At 60.4% G+C, this 23,067-nt stretch carries 16 protein-coding genes and 1 pseudogene; 2 read left to right on the forward strand and 15 right to left on the reverse strand.

All coding sequences use genetic code 11. The features are described 5' to 3' along the window. Window positions 1-2 precede the first annotated feature (2 nt). Window positions 3-2,234, forward strand: a complete 2,232-nt coding sequence (gene glgB, locus BK662_RS24390; protein WP_123359632.1) for a 1,4-alpha-glucan branching protein GlgB — start codon at window positions 3-5, stop codon at window positions 2,232-2,234. A gap of 133 nt (window positions 2,235-2,367) precedes the next feature. Here glgB and BK662_RS24395 read toward each other — a convergent pair whose 3' ends face one another. From BK662_RS24395 to BK662_RS24460, 14 genes are all read right to left on the reverse strand, one after another. Continuing rightward, window positions 2,368-3,435, reverse strand: coding sequence for an autotransporter domain-containing protein (locus BK662_RS24395; RefSeq protein ID WP_123359631.1), 1,068 nt, complete (start codon window positions 3,433-3,435; stop codon window positions 2,368-2,370). A gap of 388 nt (window positions 3,436-3,823) precedes the next feature. After that, complete coding sequence (locus BK662_RS24400) at window positions 3,824-4,663, reverse strand: endonuclease/exonuclease/phosphatase family protein (RefSeq protein ID WP_123359630.1); 840 nt, start codon at window positions 4,661-4,663, stop codon at window positions 3,824-3,826. 245 nt (window positions 4,664-4,908) lie between these two features. Next, window positions 4,909-5,667, reverse strand: a complete 759-nt coding sequence (locus tag BK662_RS24405; protein WP_123359629.1) for a PIG-L deacetylase family protein — start codon at window positions 5,665-5,667, stop codon at window positions 4,909-4,911. Between the two features lie 336 nt (window positions 5,668-6,003). Next, the gene (glgX, locus tag BK662_RS24410; protein WP_123359628.1) at window positions 6,004-8,163 is read right to left on the reverse strand and encodes a glycogen debranching protein GlgX; all 2,160 of its coding nucleotides are present in this window, start codon (window positions 8,161-8,163) and stop codon (window positions 6,004-6,006) included. A 177-nt stretch (window positions 8,164-8,340) separates the two neighbouring features. Further along, window positions 8,341-8,691 carry a DUF2934 domain-containing protein gene (locus BK662_RS24415; RefSeq protein WP_123359627.1) on the reverse strand — a complete coding sequence of 117 codons (351 nt, stop codon included), beginning with the start codon at window positions 8,689-8,691 and terminating at the stop codon, window positions 8,341-8,343. A 21-nt stretch (window positions 8,692-8,712) separates the two neighbouring features. Then, a complete protein-coding gene (locus BK662_RS24420; RefSeq protein ID WP_123359626.1) occupies window positions 8,713-11,511 on the reverse strand; it encodes a malto-oligosyltrehalose synthase in 2,799 nt (932 codons plus the stop codon). Further along, the gene (gene malQ, locus BK662_RS24425) at window positions 11,508-13,586 is read right to left on the reverse strand and encodes a 4-alpha-glucanotransferase (protein ID WP_123359625.1); all 2,079 of its coding nucleotides are present in this window, start codon (window positions 13,584-13,586) and stop codon (window positions 11,508-11,510) included. The genes BK662_RS24420 and malQ overlap by 4 nt, the downstream gene beginning before the upstream one ends. Beyond that, complete coding sequence (treZ, locus tag BK662_RS24430; protein WP_123359624.1) at window positions 13,583-15,379, reverse strand: malto-oligosyltrehalose trehalohydrolase; 1,797 nt, start codon at window positions 15,377-15,379, stop codon at window positions 13,583-13,585. The genes malQ and treZ overlap by 4 nt, the downstream gene beginning before the upstream one ends. Before the next feature lie 13 nt (window positions 15,380-15,392). Continuing rightward, window positions 15,393-16,979: a glycogen synthase GlgA gene (gene glgA, locus BK662_RS24435; protein WP_123359623.1), complete on the reverse strand. Its 1,587-nt coding sequence runs from the start codon at window positions 16,977-16,979 to the stop codon at window positions 15,393-15,395. Window positions 16,980-17,569: 590 nt separating this feature from the next. Further along, a complete protein-coding gene (locus BK662_RS24440) occupies window positions 17,570-18,517 on the reverse strand; it encodes a D-2-hydroxyacid dehydrogenase family protein (RefSeq protein WP_123359622.1) in 948 nt (315 codons plus the stop codon). A 14-nt stretch (window positions 18,518-18,531) separates the two neighbouring features. Further along, a complete protein-coding gene (locus BK662_RS24445; RefSeq protein ID WP_123359621.1) occupies window positions 18,532-19,581 on the reverse strand; it encodes an alpha/beta fold hydrolase in 1,050 nt (349 codons plus the stop codon). 172 nt (window positions 19,582-19,753) lie between these two features. Beyond that, window positions 19,754-20,188, reverse strand: coding sequence for a YqaA family protein (locus BK662_RS24450; RefSeq protein ID WP_123359620.1), 435 nt, complete (start codon window positions 20,186-20,188; stop codon window positions 19,754-19,756). After that, on the reverse strand, window positions 20,188-20,634 hold the full coding sequence (locus BK662_RS24455) for a DUF411 domain-containing protein (RefSeq protein ID WP_123359619.1): 447 nt from the start codon (window positions 20,632-20,634) through the stop codon (window positions 20,188-20,190). The genes BK662_RS24450 and BK662_RS24455 overlap by 1 nt, the downstream gene beginning before the upstream one ends. Before the next feature lie 170 nt (window positions 20,635-20,804). Then, the gene (locus tag BK662_RS24460; protein ID WP_123359618.1) at window positions 20,805-21,800 is read right to left on the reverse strand and encodes an aldo/keto reductase; all 996 of its coding nucleotides are present in this window, start codon (window positions 21,798-21,800) and stop codon (window positions 20,805-20,807) included. Between the two features lie 118 nt (window positions 21,801-21,918). Between BK662_RS24460 and BK662_RS24465 the strand changes: the two are divergent. Then, window positions 21,919-22,846 (forward strand): annotated as a pseudogene (locus tag BK662_RS24465) (LysR family transcriptional regulator). A 12-nt stretch (window positions 22,847-22,858) separates the two neighbouring features. Here BK662_RS24465 and BK662_RS34870 read toward each other — a convergent pair. Further along, window positions 22,859-22,996, reverse strand: coding sequence for a hypothetical protein (locus BK662_RS34870; protein WP_185047172.1), 138 nt, complete (start codon window positions 22,994-22,996; stop codon window positions 22,859-22,861). Window positions 22,997-23,067: the final 71 nt, after the last annotated feature.

Here is a 23,067-nt window from a genome sequence, read left to right on the forward strand (position 1 = left end):
TCATGAGTATCTCGAACAAGGAACAGGGGCATGTGGGACAGGCGCTGCTACCCAGGACGCGGGATATCGATGCGTTGGTACGTGCCGAGCACCAAGACCCCTTTGCAATTCTCGGCCCGCACGGCGATGGCGCCGGCGGGCAATTCATTCGAGCTTATCTACCGGACGCCTTGAGCGTGCAGGTGGTGGACAAGGAATCCGGGGAAGAACTCGGCAGCCTTGAGACCACCCAAACCCCGGGGCTGTTCGTCGGGCACTTCGAGCGGGCCCGACCCTATCAGTTGCGAACCCGTTGGGCCGGTGGCGAGCAACTCGCCGAGGACCCTTACAGCTTTGGCCCATTACTCGGCGAGATGGACTTGTACCTGTTCGCCGAGGGCAATCACCGCGACCTGAGCAGTTGCCTCGGCGCACAGCTGAAGACGGTCGATGGCGTCGACGGCGTGCGCTTTGCCGTGTGGGCGCCGAATGCCAGAAGGGTCTCGGTGGTCGGCGATTTCAACGTCTGGGATGGGCGCCGCCATCCGATGCGCCTGCGCCACCCTGCCGGCGTCTGGGAATTGTTCATCCCGCGCCTGCAAGCGGGGGAGGCCTATAAATACGAAATCCTCGGCGCCCACGGCATTCTGCCGCTCAAGGCCGACCCGATGGCCCTTGCCACCGCTTTGCCACCGGACACTGCATCGAAAGTCGCCTCGCCGCTGAAAATCGACTGGCAGGACCATGCCTGGATGCAGTCGCGGGGCGAGCGTCAGCGAACGAGCGCACCGTTGTCGATCTACGAGTTGCACGCCGGCTCCTGGCAATGCGAGCTGGATGACCTGGGCGAGGTCGCCCGTCAGTACACCTGGCCCGAGTTGGCCGAGCGGCTGATTCCTTATGTGAAGGAACTGGGCTTCACCCACATCGAGCTGATGCCGATCATGGAGCATCCGTTCGGTGGGTCCTGGGGTTATCAACTGCTGTCGCAATTCGCCCCGAGTGCCCGTTACGGCACGCCGGATGATTTCGCCGCGTTCGTCAATGCCTGTCACCAGGCCGAGATCGGCGTGATCCTCGATTGGGTGCCGGCGCATTTCCCCACCGATACCCACGGCCTGGCGCAGTTCGACGGCACCGCGCTGTATGAGTACGGCAACCCGCAGGAAGGTTTTCACCAGGACTGGGACACGCTGATCTACAACCTGGGCCGCACCGAGGTGCATGGCTACATGCTGGCGTCGGCGCTGCACTGGCTCAAGCATTTCCACGTTGATGGCCTGCGCGTGGACGCAGTGGCGTCGATGCTGTATCGCGATTACTCGCGCAAGGCCGGCGAATGGGTGCCCAACCGTCACGGCGGTCGGGAGAATCTGGAGGCCATTGATTTCGTCCGCCATCTCAACGATGTGGTGGCCCTGGAAACGCCGGGCGCACTGGTGATTGCCGAAGAATCCACGGCGTGGCCGGGTGTCAGCCAGAGCACGCAACAGGGTGGGCTGGGTTTTGCCTATAAGTGGAACATGGGCTGGATGCACGATTCACTGCATTACATTCAGCAAGATCCGGTATACCGCGCCCATCACCACAACGAGCTGAGTTTCGGCCTGGTGTATGCCTGGTCCGAGCGCTTCATCCTGCCGATTTCTCACGATGAAGTGGTGCATGGCAAGCATTCGCTGATCGACAAGATGCCCGGCGATCGCTGGCAGAAGTTTGCCAACCTGCGGGCTTATCTGAGTTTCATGTGGACGCATCCCGGCAAGAAACTGCTGTTCATGGGCTGCGAGTTCGGCCAGTGGCGAGAGTGGAATCACGATCAGCAACTGGACTGGTATTTGCTGCAATACCCGGAACACCAAGGCGTGCGCAAGCTGGTCGGTGACCTGAATCGGTTGTATCGCGAAGAACCGGCGCTGCACGATCAGGACGATGCCCCGCAAGGCTTCCAGTGGTTGATTGGCGACGATGCGGTCAACAGCGTCTACGCGTGGCTGCGCTGGAGCAAGGACGGGCGGCCGGTGTTGGTGGTGGCCAACTTCACCCCCGTGCCGCGACAGGCCTACCGCGTCGGCGTGCCGTTTGCCGGGCGCTGGGTCGAGTTGATCAACAGCGATGCCGACACTTATGCCGGGTCCAATTACGGTAACGGCGGCGGAGTGTTCACCGACGAAGAACCGAGCCATGGCCAGGCCCTCTCTGTGGAGTTGAACCTGCCGCCGTTGGCGGTGTTGATTTTGCGTCCGGAGGGTTGATCTAAAATCGCGTCGCTTCATTCGCGAGCAAGCCCGCTCCCACATTGGATTGTCGTCGTACACAAAACCAATGTGGGAGCGGGCTTGCTCGCGAAGGGGCCAGACCGAACAAAGCGCTTCTTGAGTCATGCACTCACCAACGCATCCGCACCCCAAGGCTGCCAATCAACCCGTTCAAATCATTGTCATCCACATCGCTGCTGTAATCGGCACTGACATACAGGCTGACCAAAGGCGTCACTCTGGCCACCAGCCCCAGACCCACGTCCACTGTCGATGAATTGCGGCTGCTGCTGATTTTGTCGACCTGATCCAGGCTTACGGTATTGCCGGTGTACACCGTGTGCCATACGTTGGTCCGCACATAGGGTTCGACCGGCAGGCCGTTAATATCGTAACTGCCTTTCAAGCGTGCCCCGACCCGACCGCTCCAGGACGTCATGTCGCTGGATGAGGCATTTCCAGAGCCGGCATAGGGCGTATCCAGGGTAACGCGTTGATTGATCAACTGCGCCTGGGGTTCGACCACCCAGTTATTACCCAGACCAATCGGGAAACCACCTTCCACCGAGAACGTCACCGCGCTGCCTTCGGTGGCTTGTCGCGCGCCCTGGTCATTGCGACTGTAGCCGTTGACCCGGCCACCGCTGGCCGTCAAGTCTACGTGCCAGCCTTGCGGACCGGTCAGGCTCCAGTAGGCGCCGAGACTTTGGCCTTGAAGGCTGAGCGTGTCATGGCCGGGGTCGGCGAGCGCGCGACTGGTCAGCAGGCCGTTGTCATTGCCCTGGAATTGGGCGGTGCCGCCGATCAGTCCGACCCGTTGAGTATGGCCGCTGTTGCTTTGTACGGTCAGCAGAGCCGGGCCTTTGAATTCGCTGGCGCCGGGGATAGAAGAACCCTGGGCCAGAGAGTCGGTTTGGGCCTGCCGTGAGGTCTTTCCGTAGACGTGGTCCCAGGCTGAAGGCGAGGCATCTTCAACCGTCAGGCGTGAGCTTTGTAAGTCTGGATTGAAGCGTAAGCGGCCGGGATACGTGGCGGAGGCGGTTGGCAAGGTAAGGGTCGGCAATGCCTGGTTGTACCAGAGGGGTGTTTCGTCCTCGGCAGGCGAGGCCTGCACCTCCATGGATGAGCACAGCAGGAATGAACTGGTGACAGTGCAAAAAGTGATTTTGATCTCTTGTGGGGTGAACGAAGTTTTCATGGGGGTCTACCTTGCAATCGCATGCGTCTCTCGCTTTGGCGTCTCTCCTACCCCGAATGAGGGGCGACCGAATGGATTGAGGCAAGGTCAGACCGCCCGTTTTTACAGGAGTCTGGAGGCTTGCCCCTGATGGATTTCCGGGGGTAGTAAGCAGTAGCTAAGAAGACTGCTGACGCTGCGTCAAGAAAGTGGCCGATAAGCGGTATGGCTATTTTAGACGTTGTAAGTGACTGATTTTTGGCGTGTATATAAGTTGTTGTTTGTGCAAAAAATCATCCCGAAAGATGCGGTCCAGACGCGCTGGGTAGGGGGCTATCGGTTGTTTGACGAACGATCAAGCGCAGGATAAACAAATGGCGTCGGTGCGCCATTGCTGTCATTTTTTCTGTCAGAGTTGGCAGTCTGTGGCGACTGTTGTTTGACGGTATTGCAGGTGCACCTCCACCGCCAGCGGCAAATGGTCCGACAGATGCGTCCAGGGTTTATGGCCGAGTATTCGAGGCTCATGACTGCTGGCATTACGCAGGTAGATCCGGTCCAGGCGCAGCAGGGGAAAACGCGCCGGGTAAGTTTTCGCCGGTCGGCCATGATGGCGTTCGAAGGCTTCATGCAGGTAGTCGCGCCGGGCGAGGGCGGCGTTGCCTTGCAACTGCCAGTCGTTGAAGTCGCCGGCAATAATCACCGGGGCATCATCGGGCAACGATTCGAGCAACAGGCAGAGCAACTGCAGCTGGAGTTGTCGATGGCTTTCCAACAGGCTCAGATGCACGCAAATGGCATGCACTTCGGCATGCCCCGGCACATCCAGAACACAGTGCAACAACCCGCGCCGCTCGGGACCGGTGATCGAGACGTCGAGGTTGCGAAATTCACGGATCGGGTATTTCGACAGCAGGGCATTGCCGTGATGGCCGTCGGGATAGACCGCGTTACGGCCGTAAGCGAAATCGCTCCACATGCTGTCGGCCAGGAACTCGTATTGCGAAGTCTGTGGCCACTCGTTGTAACGGGAAGAATGCCGGTCGTGCTCACCGACCACTTCCTGCAGAAACACCAGGTCCGCCGATGTGCTGCGCACCGCTTCACGCAGTTCCGGGAGGATGAAACGCCGGTTGAGGGCGGTGAAGCCTTTGTGGGTGTTGACCGTCAGTACTCTCAGTCGATGAATCGCCGGAGGTGTGTTCGGTGGCGTTGATTCGACGGCCTGTCGTTCGGCATCGCTGGACACGTTCACTCCTCTGAATCAAGGCTGCTGTTTCCATGCGACTGATGCACGGGCCAGCAGTTCAGTTTGAGCGACACCGCCCCATGTGGGAGCGGGTTACTGTGGTGAGGGGGCTTGCCTGTGGCGAGGGAGCTTGCTCCCGTTCGGCTGCGAAGCAGTCGCAAAGCTTTTGGGGCCGCTTCGCGCCCCAGCGGGAGCAAGCTCCCTCGCCACAAAAGCTCCTTTACCAACGACAGTCCTCGAAAAACTTAGACAAACACAATTTCATACGGCAATCGCATGCGCTCCAGAATCACCGGGGGCAGCAACGGGGCGATGCCGATCGCCGGCTCGCCGTCGAGTTGGCTGGCGTAAGCGTAAGTGGCGTGGCTTTTGCGCGCAACGGTCCAGGTGTCGAGGCGTACCTTGCGCGCGCGATGCCAGGGGATCAGCCCATGATCGCGCATCGGCCAGTGCCAGGCCCAGACCGGTATTTCGTTGAGCGTCGCGTCGACCAGGGCCGCAGCCTTGACGCTGGCCCGGCCGACGGCACCGTGGTCGCCATGGTCGTCTTCGCGCCAGGTGCTGAACACCACATCACCGGGGCGTAGATAACGGGCGATGAATTGGGTCAATTCGGACTCCCGCTCGGCAAGAGCGTTGTCAGTGAAGCCGCCGCGAATCCACTTCAGGCTGTGCATCGGCAACCCGAGTCGGCGCAAGGCTTCGACGCTTTCCTGGGGCCGGAACACGCTCAGGCGTTTTTCCGACCACTGCCGCGATCCCGGATGGCTGGCGCTACCGTCGGTGATCGAGATCAATTGCAGGGGATGACCAAGGGAGCACAGCAACTGCAGCAGACCACCGCAGGTCACCACTTCATCGCCGGGATGCGGCGCGATGACTACCGCGCGAGCGCCGGCCGGGACCAGTGTTTCGGTGTTGATGACAGGGATGTTGTCCAGTTGCGGGGCGCTGTTCCAGATCTGCGCGGGCAAACTGTTTTCGCTGATGGAAACTGATTTCATAGGCGCTACTTCCTTGTTCTGTCGTGCCCTCAGTCATGCGTATTACTTGCAGGACGCAAGCCTGGCAGACCCGTGAAGGCGGGGGTAAATAGCAATTGCAGCGCTCCGGACCCTGGATTGCCGCGGGCAGAGTATTGCTCATGGAATGCTATTCGTCGCCTCAGCCTTTGGTCTGATAGGTTTTTTTGATCCGGGCTGTGTCGAATGTTGCAAATAGTCAGCAAAAAAAACTGTGGGAGCGAGCCTGCTCGCGATAGCGGTCTGTCAGTCACATTAATGCTGGATGTGCCATCGCAATCGCGAGCAGGCTCGCTCCCACATGGACTGCTTCCTTTTTTACTCGTCTTCCTCACGCTGCAATTCGAACAGCAGCAGCGAACGGCCGGTGACTGAATATTCGTGACCGAACTCGAAGCGTTCCTGGCCACGAATCGAGGGTTGATTGGTATCGATAATGCAGGTCCAGAAACCGCCGTCAGGCACTTCCGGCAGCAGGAAATTGACGATGTCATGGTGGGCGTTGACCACCAGTAGCAACGTTGCGTCGGCACCCTTGCGGCGAATGCCGGTTTCCTGGGCGCGGCCATCAAGCAGCATGCCCAGGCAACGACCGTGGCCTTCTTCCCATTGTTCGATGGACATTTCGCTGCCATCCGGGGCCAGCCAGGTCACGTCCTTGACGCCGATGTCTTCGTTGTAATTGCCCACCAGAAAGCGCCCGCGACGCAGAATCGGATAGGCCAGACGCAGTTTGATCAGGCGTTTGACGAACTTGAGCAGGGCCTTGCCGTCTTCGCTCAGGTCCCAATTGACCCAACCGATCTCGCTGTCCTGGCAATAGGCATTGTTATTGCCTTCCTGGGTGCGAGCGAACTCATCGCCGGCCACCAGCATCGGCGTGCCCTGGGACAGCAGCAAGGTGGCGAAGAAGTTGCGCATCTGGCGCTGGCGCAGTTCATTGATCTCGGGATCGTCGGTCGGGCCTTCGACGCCATGGTTCCAGGACAGGTTGTTGTTGCTGCCGTCCTGATTGTTCTCGTCGTTGGCTTCGTTGTGTTTGTCGTTGTACGACACCAGGTCGTTCAGGGTGAAACCGTCGTGGGCGGTGACGAAGTTCACCGAGGCATACGGCCGCCGGCCACGCTGATTGAACATCTCGCCGGAGGCGGTCATGCGACTGGCGAAGTCCGCCAGTTGGCCGTCGTCGCCTTTCCAGAACGCGCGCACGGTGTCGCGGAATTTGTCATTCCACTCAACCCAACCCGGAGGAAAGTTGCCGACTTGATAGCCACCGGGGCCGCAATCCCAGGCTTCTGCAATCATCTTCACCTGGCGCAGCACCGGGTCTTGACGGCAGGCCACGAGAAAGCTGTGACGCTCGTCGAAACCGTCGTGGTAGCGGCCAAGAATGGTCGCCAAGTCAAAACGGAAACCGTCCACGTGCATTTCCGTGGCCCAGTAACGCAGGGAGTCGGTGACCATTTGCAGCACACACGGGTGACTCAGGTCCAGGGTGTTACCGGTCCCGGAATCGTTGATGTAGTAGCGCTTGTCGTCGGGCATCAAGCGGTAGTATGAGGCGTTGTCGATGCCGCGCATCGACAGGGTCGGGCCTTGTTCGTTGCCCTCGGCGGTGTGGTTGTAGACCACGTCGAGGATCACTTCCAGATTGGCCTCGTGCAGGTGCGCGACCATCTCCTTGAACTCGGCGATCTTGCCGCTGGCCAGGTAGCGCGGGTCCGGGGCAAAGAACGCAATGCTGTTGTAACCCCAGTAATTGGTCATGCCTTTGTGCAGCAGATGCTGGTCATTGACGAAGGCATGAATCGGCAGCAATTCCACAGTCGATACGCCGAGCTTGCGGATGTGTTCCAGCACGTCATCGACCATCAACCCGGCGAAGGTGCCACGCAGGTTCTCGGGGACGGAGGGGTGACGCATGCTGAAACCGCGTACGTGTGTTTCGTAAATGATCGTTTTGTCCCACGGCACGCTGACCCGATGGTCATGACCCCAGGTGTGGGCCGGGTCGATCACTTTGCATTTGGGCACGAAGGGCGCGCTGTCCCGTTCATCGAAACTGAGGTCGGCGTCAGGGTGGCCGATGGTGTAGCCGAACAACGCTTCGGACCATTTCAATCGACCGACCAATTGCTTGGCATAGGGATCGATCAGCAGCTTGTTGGGATTGAAACGATGGCCGTTGGCCGGGTCATACGGACCGTACACGCGATAGCCGTAGATCAACCCCGGGTGGGCGTCGGGCAAGTAGCCGTGGTAGATCTCGTCGGTGTATTCCGGTAACTCGATACGCTCGATTTCCACCTCGCCGGCGTCGTCAAAGATGCACAGTTCGACCTTGGTCGCGTTAGCCGAAAACAGCGCGAAATTGACCCCCAGGCCATCCCAGGTCGCGCCTAGCGGGAAGGGCAGGCCTTCACGGATTCGCGAGGCCTCGGCACGAGGTTCGGGCGCGGTTTTCTTTGGACTACTCATAGATGCTCCTGCATTGGGGGGCGGTACTGGGCTAATGCCGGTCAGCTGTGGCGAGGGAGCTTGCTCCCGTTGGGCCGCGAAGCGGCCCCCCTATCCCCAGAAAGAGGGGGACCGCTTCGCAGTCCAACGGGAGCAAGCTCCCTCGCCACAAATCAAGCGGGGCAAGGCGATAAAGCGTCAGGTCGTTGGCGGTTTACGCGCGGCGCGAGGCTTTTTCTCCGTGGATTTTTCTCCCGGCGGGATCACTGTCGAAGCGGCGGCGGGTTTGGCCTTGGGCTTGGTTTTGGCTTTGAGTGCGGGTTCGATGTCCTTGGCATTGACCAGCTTGCCGTCGGGCTTGCCGACCGCAGATTTGGTGCCGACACGTTTGCTGCCGGTCGCTTTCGATGACTTGCCGGGAGCCAGTGCTTCGGCTTCGGCGAGTTTGCAGGCCATCTCCCAATGGCGTGCTTCCTGGCCCACGGGTTTCCCTTCGGACTCCCAGATCTGATAGGCAAATTCGCGGATGCGTTTATCGTCGGTACTCATCGCAATGCTCCTGAACTGAACTCAAGCTTGGGTAGTTTGGATAAAGAGATTGACCGGGAAATCCCCCAGCGCGGCGCTGACCATCAGCTCCCTGTGTTTTGTGACTGTGACGCTTGCAAAAAGTCCCTTCAGATTTTCTTCAGGCGCGGCGAACGTCAATTTGACTCGGGTATCGCCCCACAGCGGCGCCTCAACCTGTGGTTCGGCACTGTTTTCCAGCAGCTCGGCACAGCGTATCGGTACGATCACGATAGCCCGTTTTCCCTGCCATTCACGAGCAAACGCCAATACCCGGTGAGCCTGGTTGCCGAGGACTTCAAGGGCTTGATAAGTCCCTGTCTGAAACAGCTGGGCATGCTCGGCGCGTCGGCTCAACGCATGGGCGATCAGGGTTTGCTTGATGCGCCCGTCACGCCAGTTCACCAACAGATCCGGCAGGTCCAGTCGTACGTGCATGGCCTGCTGACGGCTGACGTAATCCACCGGCCGGCGGTTGTCCGGATCGACCAGCGTGAAGTCCCAGAACTCGTTGCCCTGATAGAGATCCGGTACCCCCGGCACAGTCATTCGCAGCAAGGTTTGCGCCAAGCCATTCAACGCACCCGGGGCGGCGATGCTCTGCGCCGCCGCACCGATGGTCGCGCGCAGTGGCTGGCCTTCGGGGCTGAGCAGCAAGCGTTCGAGAAACCCATGGGTCGCCTGTTCATATCCCTCGTTTGGTGCGCTCCAGCTGCTTTGCAACTTGGCTTCGCGCAGGGCTTTCTGTTGCCACTGCCAGAGGCGTTTGGCGTAGTCCTCGAGCGCCACCTGATCATCGCTGCGCAGTTCCAGCGGCCAGCTGCCGAGGATCGCTTGATAAAGAATCAGCTCGTCGCCCGCCGAGGGCGCGCCGGGTTCAGTGCGCAATTGGTCGGCCAGGGTTCGCCAGTGTTCGACCTGTGCGCCATACCAGGCGCTGCGCTCGCTTAACACCGCCAGCCGCGCACGGGTGTCTTCGCCGCGTTTGTGGTCGTGGGTCGCGGTGGCCAGCAGGTTGTCGGGGAATTCGGCGAGGCGATTGGCGCAGGCCGCATGGAAGTCAGCCACCGGCGCACTGAACTGCTCGGTGTTGTAGCCGACATCGTTGCGCGACAGCAGCACCGCCGAGCGATAAAGCGCGGTGTCTTCCACCGCCTTGGCCGCCGCCGGTGAGGTCAGTTGCTGGAAGCGCACGCACGCATGCTTGAGCAGTTTGCGTGGGCGGCCCAGCGGGTGTTTGCGCCAGGGTTGGCCACCCAGCCAGCCGGACAGGCAATCGAGCACGGGCCAGTCGGCTTCGCCAAGGGTTTGCCTTGCACCGTCCATGGCTTGCTGGAAAAACACCTCGTCCTGGGCGCAGTTTCGGCCCAGCGGGCTGATGTAAGTGCGATACACCGGGAAGTGTACGATCAGTTCCTGCAAGGCCCGACGGATTGCGCCGAGGGTCAGGTCCCGTGTCATCAGGTCGTCCCGGGCCACTTGCAACAGGGCGTGGGCGACACTTTCGAAATCCCCGGCGAGGGAGCCGTTGAGAATCTGCTGACGCGCCAGTTGTGCTTCCTGGCGGAAATCGGCGGGCCGTTCGCTGTGCCGGCTCCAGAGTTCACCCAAGGCCTGGGCGCCTTCGGGGTCGTGTTGCAGCAACGACAACTGGTTCATGAATTCGTAACCGGTGCTGCCATCGACAGACCAGTCGCGGTGCAGGGTTTCGCCTTCGCCGAGGATCTTCTCGACGTAGATCGGCAGGTGCCGCTCCGGTACCAGTCTATCGACTCGGCGCCGCAATTTGCGGCAGTAGCCACGCGGGTCGGCGAGGCCATCGATGTGATCGATGCGCAGCCCGTCGACAAGACCCTCGGCTACCAGCTCGAAGATTTTTGCATGGGTCGCCTCGAACACCGCCGGGCGTTCGACGCGCAGGCCACCCAGTTCATTGATATCGAAAAAACGCCGCCAGTTGATGTCGTCCGCCGCGGTACGCCAGCTGGCCAGGCGATAACTCTGGCGCTCCAGCAGATTATGCAGGCGCTGGAAACCCTCGGGGGTGAGCGAGTCGTACGTGCCGAGGGTGTGTTCGATGGCGTGAAGAATGGCCGGATCGCTGGCGAGTTCATGCAGTTCCGTTTTCAGCGGAATCGCCAGGCTGTATGCGTCAGTCTGGTAGCTCAAGGTACTGAAGCGGTCTGCCAGGGATTTGAGCTGCTCGGCCTGCTCGGCATTCAATTGATCATCGGCCTTGAGCAGCTCGCCGTAGTCTGACGGGGAAATCGGGAAGTGGTGCTCATAGTGCTCGACATAAAAAGCGCCGCGCCGGGCATCGAAACGCAAGGGCAGGGTGCCGTCCTGCAAGGCGATGCCGTAATCACTGCCCAAAAAAGGCAGCAGCAACTGGCCTTCCATCAACGGGTCGGGCGAGTGCCATTGAATGTCGAAGAACTCGCCGTAAGGGCTCAGTCGCCCCCATTCCAGCAAGTCGAGCCACCAGGGGTTATCGCCACCGCCGACGGCCATGTGGTTGGAGACAATGTCGAGGATCAGCCCCATGTTCTGTTCGCGCAATGCACCGACCAAACGCCGCAATGCCGCTTCGCCGCCCAGTTCTGGGTTGACCGTGGTCGGGTCCACCACGTCGTAGCCATGCATGGACCCCGCGCGGGCGGCGAGCAGCGGCGAGGCATAGACATGGCTGATGCCCAGACTGGCGAAGTACGGCACCAGCGGCACCGCCTGATCCAGAGTGAAACCTTTATGAAATTGCAGCCGCAGAGTCGCCCGCAGCGGTTGGATGAACGGTTGATTCATTGGTCACGCTCGGCCGCCTGAAGTCGTGCACAGGCGAGCAGTTCCAGGCGCCGTGCGGCGTCCGGATCATCGAGCAGGGCTTCGCTGTCGCCGGGCAGCCTGCGGGACCAGTTGGGATGGGTATCGGTGGTGCCGGGCAGGTTGGCCTGCTGTTCGATACCCAAGGCATCTTCCATTGGCAGCAATACCAGCGGCGCGCGGGTATGGCCGAGGAAGCGGATCGCGGCGTCGAGCACCTGATCGGTTTCGTGGGACTCTTCGCGGAAATTCTGCGGGTCCTCGCTCAGCACCCGGCGCAAACCTTCGCGCTCGCGTTCACGGTGTTGGCGCCATTCGATTTCCCCCGGGGCGTCGACCAGATTCAAGCGCGCGCTCCAGTCAATATCGCGGCCATGCCACCAGCCATTGAGCGTCGGCAGGTCGTGGGTGCTGGTGGTTGCCAGCGCGTTGTCCGGCCAGTCAAGAATCGGCTTGAAGTGAGTATTGTCCTGTTCGAACAGCAGCACGCGCATGCCGAGAATCGAGCGTGCGATGAGTTTCTCGCGCAGACCCTCGGGCACGGTGCCGAGGTCCTCGCCGAGGACGACGGCCTGATGCCGATGGGATTCGAGGGTCAGCAAGCGCAGCAGGTCGTCCACCGGGTAATAGAGGTAGGCACCGTCGCTGGGCGGCGCATCGTTGGGGATCACCCACAGTCGTTGCAGCCCCATGACGTGATCGATACGCAGGCCGCCGGCATGGGCGAAGTTGGCCCGCAGCATTTCGATGAATGCGCGAAAGCCGTTGCGCACCAGACCTTCGGGAGAGAACGCGGAAATGCCCCAACCCTGGCCGGAACGATTGAGGATGTCTGGTGGCGCACCCACGGTCAGTGAGGCGAGCAATTCGTCCTGACGACTCCAGGCCTGGCTGCCGCCGCCGTCAGCGCCAACGGCCAGGTCGGCGATCAGACCGATGCCCATGCCTGCACTGCGGGCGGCGGCCTGGGCGCGTTCCAGGCTGCGCGCAATCAGCCATTGGCAGAATGCGTAGTAGCCGATGCGGGTCGAATTTTCTTCGGCAAAATGCGCCAGGGCGGTGCTGCGCGGGTCACGCCATTGTTCGGGCCACTCGCGCCAGTCGAGGCTTTCACCGCGCCGCGCACGGGCTTCCTGGATCGCTTCGAAGCGGCAATGATTTTCCAGTGCTTCGCCGCCGGCATGACGGAAACTGCTGAAGTCTGGGTGCAAGGGGTGTTCGCCGTGGGTGAACCCTTCGTACAAGGCTTCGAGCAAGCGGTGCTTGGCTTCGGCGGCGGTGGGCCAGTCGATCAGCGGCAACGCTTCAAGGTGCTTGAGCTCAGCGGCAAGGCCGGTGGCGTCGATCGCGGTGCGCAGGGCGCGCTCACCGAGGATCGCGCCGGGCGCCGCGTACAGGCTATTGAGGAACAAACGGCTGGACGGCGAGTATGGGCTGTAACGTTGGGTGTCGCCGCTGAACATCGCATGCAGCGGGCTGATCGCCAACGCTTCGGCGCCCCGTTCGCCGGCCACCCGGGCCAGATCTTCGAGGGCCTGGGTATCGCCGAAACCGCCATCGCCGGGGCGACGCAGCGAGTACAGCTGCACGCTCAGGCCCCAGGCGCGGGGGTTTTTACTGTCAACCGCATCGCCGACGCTGTAGCAGCGTTGAGGTGCCACCGCCAGGGTGAAGGATTGATCGTCGATGCTGACGTGCTGATAACCCACCGGCACCAGCCCGGGCAACACAGCGTTGTCATCGAGCTTCAAGTTAATCCGTGAGCCGTCTTCGAGATGGATCTCACACGGGGTTTGCGGTTCAAAGTAGTGGGCCAGATCAAGGCCGACGCCCACGTCGCAGGTCAACAGCGGTGGCAGGTGCCGGGTTTGTTGCACCTCCTGCAGTTGCAGCAGGCTGGCGTCGATTTCCTGAGCGCTGCCGGCGGGATGGCCAAGCCCGGCCAGCACCGAGCGCAACACCGCCGGGGTGACTTTCTGTGGACGGCCATTGGCGTCGATCCAGTCGACGGCCAAGCCTGCTCGGCTGGCCAGTATTTCCAGTTGCGCATTGCTCATGGGCGCTCTCCATCCGGGGGTAGCAAAGGGGCTGCGGCCGTGAGGCTGACTAGCGCGCAATACGGGGCAAGCATGCCCTGATTCAACAGACCGGCCGATTGTGGCGGGTGTTCGAACAGCAATGTCGCGTCGGCCTGTGGGGTGTGGACCGCAGGTGCATCGCTGAGGTTCAGGTCAATGCGCAACTGACTGCCATCGCCCAGCCGCCAGCGCGCCGTCACCGCACCCTCGGCCAGTACCTGCGCACCCAGCGCCTGGGCGCCGGGCAGGTGCGGGATGATGTGTCGGTGGCGGATCTGCAGCAGTTGGCGATACAGAGCGTAAATCGGCGATTGGCGGCTGGTGGTCAGTGTCGGCCGTGAAGCTTCGAAGGTCTGCGTCGCGTTCGGATCGGGAATCTGCTCGCGTTTGTGCGGGTCGGCAAAGGCGCTGAACGCTGCGAACTCGTTGCGTCGTCCTTCGCGCACCAGTTCCGCCAATTCACCGTGGTGGCTGGTGAAGAACAGGAACGGTTGCTCGACGGCAAACTCATCGCCCATGAACATCAGCGGAATCATCGGCGACAACAGCAGCAACGCAGTGGCGGCATAAAGGGCATCAGGATGGGCCAACTGATGCAGGCGTTCGCCAAAGGCGCGATTGCCGATCTGGTCGTGGTTCTGCAGAAATAGCACGAAGGCTGTGGGCGGCAAGTGACCGCTCGGTTCACCGCGCGCCGTACCGTGACGGGTGATGTGGCCTTGAAACACGAAGCCCTGGCTCAGGCAGCGGGCGAGCTGTTCGGTGGGGTGCTCGGCATAGTCGGCGTAATAGGCGTCGGTTTCACCCGTGAGCAGAACGTGCAGGGCGTTATGGCCGTCGTCGTTCCACTGCGCGTCAAAACCTTGCTCCAGCAGGCTGGCCTGGTTGTGCTCGTTTTCCGCCATGAGCCACACGTGCCGCGCCGGATCGGTTTGCCGCCGCACCCGTTGCGCCAGCTCTTGAAGAAAGTCCGGGTCTTCGATGGCATGCACCGCGTCCAGGCGCAGGCCGTCGAAGCGGTACTCCAGCAACCACATCAGCGCGTTGTCGATAAAGAAGTCGCGCACCTCGCGCCGCCGGAAGTCGATCGCCGCGCCCCACGGGGTGTGTTTGTCTTCGCGGAAAAAGCCTTTGGCGTAGCGATGCAGGTAATTGCCATCCGGGCCGAAGTGGTTGTAGACCACGTCGAGAATCACCGCCAGGCCGTGGCCGTGGGCCGTGTCGATCAGGTGTTTGAGTTGTTCGGGCGAGCCATAGGAAGCTTGCGGCGCGTAAAGCAAAACCCCGTCATAGCCCCAGTTACGCTCGCCGGGGAACTGCGCCAGCGGCATCAGTTCGATGGCGGTAATACCCAGCTCGACCAGGTGCTCCAGATGCTGCTCAACCTGGCTGAAGCCGCCGAGTGCACCGACGTGCAGTTCGTAGATCACCGCCTCATTCCACGGTCGACCCTGCCAGGCGCTGTGGTGCCACCGATAGGCGAGGGGATCGACCACCACGCTGTGGCTGTCGATATCGCCCGCCTGGGCGCGGGAGGCCGGGTCCGGCACCTCCAGCTCGCCATCGATGTTGTAGCGGTAGCGGGTACCCGCGGGGCAGCGGGTGTTGATCACAAACCAGCCATCGGCCTGAGGCAGCAGTGGCAGTGATTGCCCATCTTCCAGTTCGAGACTGACGAAAAACGCATCTGGCGCCCACAAGGCAAAACGCGTGTGTTCTGCGTCCAGCATGATTGCGCCGTGGGGCCAGGTCTCAAGGGTCCGTAACGGCATCGTTGAAAGCCTCTTACTGTTTGCCCGATTTTCCCAGGGCTTTAGCCACCAGCTGTTCGTAGAGTTCGGCGTAGGGTTCGACGGCCTTGCACCAGTTGAAAGGCGCCGCCATGGCTCGGCAACGCATCGCGTTGAGCAGATCCGGGAAGGCGAACACCTTGAACGCGCGGCTCAGGGCTTCGCGATAACTCTCCACCGTGGATTCGTCGAAGAGGAAACCGGTCACACCGTTTTCAATGGTGTCGGCCAAACCACCGGTATTGCGGGCCACCGGCAATGAACCGAAGCGCTGGGCGTACATCTGGCTCAGGCCGCAGGGTTCGTAACGCGAAGGCATCAGCAGGAAATCACTGCCGGCAAACATCCGGCGGGCGTCGGTTTCATTGAAGCCGATGTGTACGCCGACTTGCCCGGGGAAGCGCAACGCCAGTTCACGCATGGCTTGTTCTTCTTCCGGTTCGCCACGGCCGATGATCGCGATTTGCCCGCCATTGTCGACAATGTATTCGGCCACTGCTTCGGTCAGGTCCAGGCCTTTCTGATAGACCAGCCGCGAAACCACGGCGAACAGTGGACCTTCGGAGTCTTCGAGGTCGAACAGTCTGCGAACGTGCATGGCATTGACTGCTTTACCGTCCCAGTCGCCGATGCCGAAGGGGTGGAACAGGTGCGGATCGGTCGCTGCATCCCAGCTCTCATCGATGCCATTGGGAATCCCGCTGAGCAGACCTTGCTGGGTCTTGGCGGCGAGAAAACCGTCGAGGCCGCAGCCGAAGGCTGGCGTGGTGATTTCCTGGGCATAGGTGGCGCTGACGGTGGTGATGTGGCTCGAGTAGGCCATGCCAGCTTTGAGGAACGACATCTTGCCGTAAAACTCCATGCCTTCCTGTTGCAAGGCATGCATGGGGATCCCGAGTTCCGGGCACGAGCCAAGGCTGATGACGCCCTGGTATGCCAGGTTGTGGATGGTGAACAGGGTCGGGGTGCGTTGACCGCGCCAGTGCATATAGGCGGGGGCCAGGCCAGCCGGCCAGTCGTGAGCATGCACCAGGTCCGGGCACCAGTGAATTTGGGCGAGATTGGCGGCGATATCGGCCGCTGCTAGGCCCAGTCGAGCGAAACGAATATGGTTGTCCGGCCAGTCGCGGCCGTTGTTGGCGCCGTAGGGTGAACCTTCGCGCTCGTACAATTCAGGGCAGATCAACACGTAAATGACCAGGCCGTCGGGCATGTCCATGCGCCCGATCTTGCAAGGCGGCAATGCTGCGTGCCCGCCCAGTTCACCAATGATATGAATCGGGTTTTCGCTGTTCATTACTTGCGGATAACCGGGGATCAGCACACGGACATCGTGCAGATGCGCCATCGCCCGGGGCAGTGCGGCGGAAACGTCGCCAAGACCTCCGGTCTTTACCAGGTCGGCAATCTCCGAGGTGACGAACAGGACTTTCTTCTTGTTGGGATTCTGGCTGGCTGCCGGTGTCAGCGTCTTGGGGATCGGCATATTGACTGATTTGGCATTGAGGACACCGACGGTGCTCGTTTCCCCGACCTGCTGATGAGCACGTTCTCCCTGGATATCTAAAGCCGCACTGATCATATGAATCTCCCGTGTTGTTGATCTAATTCTAGGCCTGGCACAAACGGTGTTCGTGGCCAAATCCTGTGGCCGGGCGCAAACGCGCTACGCATCGGTGAGCAAGTGCTGCCCATGCGCTGAAGCAGAATGGGTGAAGTGGCTGTTGCAAGGAATGCACCAGTCGCTGTGGCCCTACCTTTAACCTGACACGAGGCCAGCACCAAAAGTTTCGATTATTTTCACCGAATGACTAGCCGGTTTTACTCCGCGAAAATCAGTCTAGGCCAGAACTTAGAGCGGGGTCGGCCAACGGGTGAAATTGTTCGACAATCGGTCAAAAGAGAGTACAGGCATGGGGTTTTGTAGGGAGATGCACCGACGAAGGGCAGGTTTATTTTTTTGCATGGGTCAAATCGGGACTGGGAAGTCACGATAATCGGGCGTGATGGGATGTGGGTTGCACCATTGCGGTGCGCAGGGCGGAATGTAGTGGGTTTGAGGGCCTCATCGCGAGCAGGCTCGCTCCTACATTGGATCTCGGGTGTGCACAGGATGCGTGAGCAAAGCCAAATGTGGGAGCGAGCCTGCTCGCGAAGAACGATAACGCGGTCTCAGCTCAGAATCCGAACCGGCTCCCCAGCCGCCCAGGCCTGTATGTCCTCGATCATTTGCGAAAAGAACAGTTGGTAATTCTGCCGGCTGACATACCCGACATGAGGCGTGGCCAGCACGTTTTCCAGCGTTCTGAAGGGATGATGGCGGGGCAACGGCTCGTGCTCGAACACGTCCAGCGCAGCGCCCGCCAGGCGTTTTTTCTGAAGTGCCTTGATCAATGCGGACTCATCGACAATCGGCCCGCGAGCGGTGTTGACCAGCCATGCCGTGGGTTTCATCCAGTCCAGTGCCTGAGCGTCCACCAGCCCTCGGCTGCGCTCGCTGAGCACCAGATGGACCGACAACACATCGGCCTGCTCGAACAGTTCCTGCTTGCTGACATAGGTGACGTCGACCTCGGCAGCCCGTTCGGCGGTCAGGTTTTCGCTCCAGGCAATCACCCGCATGCCGAACACCTGCCCGAACCGGGCTACCCGTTGACCAATGCTGCCCAGCCCGAGAATCGCCAAGGTCTTGCCCTGCAGGTCGCCGCCCAACCCTTGTTGCCACTGACCTGCGCGCAAGGCGTTGGCTTCGGCCACCAGGTTGCGGGTCGCGGCCATGATCAGCGCCCAGGTCAGTTCGGGGGCGGCATGTTTGTAGCTGTCCGTGCCGCAGACCTGAATGCCCAGCACGGCGGCGGCTTTCAGGTCCAGGGCGGCATTGCGCATGCCGCCGGTGACCAGCAGTTTGAGTGCGGACAAGCGGCGCAGCAGGTCTTCGTCGAACCGGGTGCGCTCGCGCATTACGCAGATCACCTCGAATGCGCCGAGCCGCTCGGCCAGGGTTTCGTTGTCGGCAGGGTAGTCATGGATAAAACTCACCTGGCCGATGCTGTCCAGCACCGACCAGTCCACCACGTCGCGAGCCACGTCCTGCCAGTCATCGATCACCGCAATCTGCATCAGCCTTTACCTCATCAAGGAACGGTATTGGTTTGGTTCAGCCAGCCGAGCAACGCCTGATGGAATTTCGCCGGTTCCTCCATCTGCGGCGCGTGGCCCATGCCGGGAAATTCGATCAGCGTCGACCGGGGAATCAGTTTCGCCACTTGCTTGCCGAGTACGTCGTAATGACCGATTTTCGCCTTGACCTCGGGTGGTGCGATGTTCTTGTTGATGGCCGTGGTGTCGGAAGTGCCGATCAGCAGCAGGGTCGGCACCTTCAGGTCCTTGAACTCGTAGTACACCGGTTGGGTGAAGATCATGTCGTAGATCAGCGCCGAGTTCCACGCCACCGCTGTTTTGCCCGGCCCTTTGGCCAAGCCTGCGTACATGTTCACCCAACGGTCAAATTCCGGCTTCCAGCGGCCATCGTAATAGGTGCTGCGTTGGTAGTCATGGATACCTTGCGCCGTGACTTTCAGCTCGCGCTCATACCATTGGTCAACCGTGAGATAGGGCACGCCAAGGGCTTTCCAGTCTTCCAGGCCGATGGGATTGACCAGCGCCAGTTGTTCGACTTGATCGGGGTATTGCAGTGCATAGCGGGTGGCGAGCATGCCGCCGGTAGAGTGGCCGAGCAGGGTGGCTTTCTGGATGCCCAGAGCCTTGAGCAGTTGCTGGGTGTTGGCCGCCAGTTGCTGGAAGCTGTATTGATAGTGGTCCGGTTTGCTGGAGGTGCAGAAGCCGATCTGGTCGGGGGCGATGACCCGGTAACCGGCCTCGCTCAGCGCCTTGATCGAGCTGTCCCAAGTGGCACCGCAGAAATTTTTTCCATGCATCAGCACTACGCTGCGCCCGTTGGCCTTGCCAAGGGCGGCGACGTCCATGTAACCCATTTGCAGGGATTTTCCCTGGGATTCAAAAGCGAAGTGTTTGACCGTGTAGGGGTACTCGAAGCCCTGAAGTTCCGGGCCGTATTCCGGCGTTTCGACCTTGGGTTGGGCCTGGTTCTGGGTATGAACGAGAGCGGGCAGTGCCGCCGTCAGCAGCAGGCCCGGTAACCAGCGGGAGAAAGTGGGCGACATGGGTGAACTCCACAGGAAATCCGCCGATGCTGGATCGGCATGATTAGGGTGACATTAAACATAGGTCACGACCGTAATGCCGAGCGCAATCCATGTGGGAGCGGCGGTGCGGCGATCCCACAGGTTGCGCACTTTAACTGACGGGCATTGGGCCATGGCCCTGCATGATCGTTCAACCCATCCACCCCAGCGTAGCAAGGGCCAATACACCGTAGCGGGCGCCCTTGGCGAGCGTCACGATCATCAGGAAACGCCCCAACGGTTCGCGCATGACGCCGGCCACCAGCGTCAGAGGGTCGCCGATAATGGGCACCCAACTGAGCAACAATGACCAATGACCATAGCGCTGATAGTGCTTTTGGGCTTGCTCGAGATGGCGAGGGCTGACCGGAAACCAGCGCCGTTCGTGAAACCGCTCGATGCCGCGCCCCAGCCACCAGTTCAGCAGCGACCCCAGCACGTTGCCCAGCGTTGCGATGGTCAGCAGCGACCAAAGCCAATACCGGTCGCTGAGCAACAGCCCCACCAGCACGGCTTCAGATTGCAAGGGCAGCAACGTCGCGGCACCGAATGCCGCGAGAAACAGCCCGATGTAGGCGCCGAACATCAATGGGCGGGGTAGTCCGCCACCACTACGTCAGTGCCGTCCTTTTTCAGACCGATCACTTGGTAGGCATCGCTCATGCCGTCCATTTCCATGCCGGGCGATCCCATGGGCATGCCAGGGGCAGCAACCCCCAACAGATCGTCGCGCTTGCTCAAGGCCAGTACTTGATCGGCCGGCACATGGCCTTCGACGAATTTGCCGTTGATAAGGCCGGTGTGACACGACGCGAGGCGAGGTGGCACACCGTGCTGTTGCTTGAATTGGCTCATATCGGCTTCAACATGGTCTTCGACCTTGAAACCGTTGGCTTCCAGATGACTGACCCATTTTTTGCAGCAGCCGCAATTGGCGTCGCGGTGAACCTCGATAGGGATCAGGTCGGCGGCCTGGGCCAGGGAAGAGATGAAGAGCGCGCTCAGGGCGACCAGACGCAGGTGGGTTCGCATGGAGATCTCGTCTCGGGTTGTGGCCAAAAAGATGCATTTTGACCCGTTTACCCAACAAAGAGACAGGGGATTGTTTCGAAGTAATACAGCCTTGGGTTAACCCCTGTGGCGAGGGGGCATGCCAGCCTGACCGGGCTTCTGCGCGACGCTGCCTGTGGGCCGGGCACCTGCTATCGGTCAAGCAACTTCATGACTTCTTCCGGATAACGCAGGCCTGCCGTGGCATTGGCCGGGAATATCGCTTCCAGGGCCTGCAACTCTTCGCGGCTCAATTTCACGTCCAGCGCCGCCACATTTTCTTCCAGGTATTTACGCTGTTTGGTGCCTGGAATCGGGATCAGGTAATCCCCTTGGGCCAAGACCCACGCCAACGCCAGTTGGCCCGCCGTCACACCCTTGTCGGCGGCCAGGGCCTGCACCTGTTGCACCAGCAAAAGGTTTTTTGCGAAGTTGTCCCCTTGAAAACGTGGGCTGAAGCGACGGTAATCATCGGCTGCGAAATCATCCGGGCTTCTCAGAGCACCGGTCAAAAAACCCCGGCCCAACGGGCTGTAAGGGACAAAGGCAACGCCCAGACGCTGGCACGCGGCCAGGCAACCGTTCTCCTCCTGATCGCGGCTCCACAGCGAATACTCACTTTGCAGTGCGCTGATCGGATGAACCTTGTTCGCTCGCTCCAGCGTGGCGACCGATGCTTCACTCAATCCCAGGTAACGCACCTTGCCGGCCTTCACCAGTTCCGCCATGGCGCCTACGGTTTCCTCGATGGCCACCTGCGGATCAATGCGGTGCTGGTAATACAAATCCAGGGTTTCCACACCAAGGCGCTTGAGGGTGCCGTCGATAGCGTCGCGAATATATTCCGGTCGCCCGTTGACGCCTCGTGTACCGGGGTTGGATGGGTCGCGGACAATGCCGAACTTACTGGCCAGAAACACTTGCTCACGCTTGCCGACAATGGCCTTGCCGATCAGTTCTTCGTTGGTATGTGGACCGTACATGTCTGCCGTGTCGAGCAGGTTGACCCCCAGTTCCAGCGCGCGGTGCAAAGTGGCCGTGGCTTCGCGGGTGTCCACGCCGGTGGTGTAGAAATCGGTCATGCCCATGCAGCCCAGACCTATCGCGCTCACCTGCGGGCCGTTTTTGCCCAGTTGACGTGTTTGCATGAAATTAGCTCCCTGTGAATTGAAAACCTATTGTTAACCTCGACAGAAACAAGATAAACCGGCTAAAACTGCTATCACTATTTGTAATTTCTAAATAATAAGCCGGTAAGCCAAAGCAATGGACCGTTTAAACGCCATGCGCGTATTCACCCGAATCGTCGAACTGGGCGGCTTTGCCAAAGCGGCGGACAGCCTGCAATTGCCCCGGGCTTCGGTGACCATTCTGATCAAGCAACTCGAGGCTCATCTGGGGGTGCAACTGCTGCAACGCACCACCCGGCAGATCAGCTTGACGCTTGATGGCGCGGCTTATTACCCGCGTTGCGTGCGGTTGCTGGCGGATCTGGAGGAAACCGAAGCGGTATTTTCCGCTGCTCGCCACAACCCCAAAGGTTTGCTGCGAGTGGATATGCCCGCGGGAGTGGGGCGTTTGATCGTGATCCCGGCATTGCCGCAGTTCACCACCCGATATCCATTGATCGAACTGGAGATCGGTTTGAATGACCGGCCTGTGGATCTGATTCGCGAAGGCGTCGATTGCGTGTTGCGCGGTGGCTCGACTCTGGACGAATCACTGGTGGCGCGCCCGCTGTGCATGCTGGACCAGGTCACCTGTGCCAGCCCGGAATACTTGCAGCGTCGTGGGACTCCGCTGTGCCTGGAGGATCTGAAAGGTCATCAGATGGTGGAATACTTTTCCAATAGCACAGGCAAACGCTACGGACTGGAATTTGCAGTCGATGACCACCTGCGGTTGATCGATCTGCCCAAGCACGTTTCGGTCAATAGCGCCGATGGCTATCTGGCGGCGTGTGAGGCGGGATATGGCTTGGTCCAGACCCCGTATTATCACGTTGCCCGCCAACTGAAGGAGGGGCGTTTGATCGAGGTACTGAGGGATGTGCCGCCACCGGGTATGCCGCTGACGGCGCTCTATCCTCCTCATCGCCAGTTGTCCCGACGGGTGCGGGTGTTCGTCGACTGGGATGGTGGAGCTCTGTGCGCAGTCGGTGAATGGCTTCTATAGAAATGACTCAAGTACCTGAGCGAGTTCCATATTATCGATGTTGATAATAACCGGGTGCGCCATGGTCGTAATGGTGATCGCCATGCCAGCCGCCGTGGGGGAAAACGATGCAGCCACTCAGGGTCAGGAGAGCAAGCAAGGGAATCAGCAATGTGATTCGACGAAACATTTCGAAATCCGGGTAATCGCCGCTATGAAGTCAAAACGCGTCATGGGCTGTAACATAAGACCTCGTTTGCA

This window comes from Pseudomonas frederiksbergensis (assembly GCF_003732275.1).
Taxonomy (GTDB): Bacteria; Pseudomonadota; Gammaproteobacteria; order Pseudomonadales; family Pseudomonadaceae; genus Aquipseudomonas; species Aquipseudomonas frederiksbergensis_H.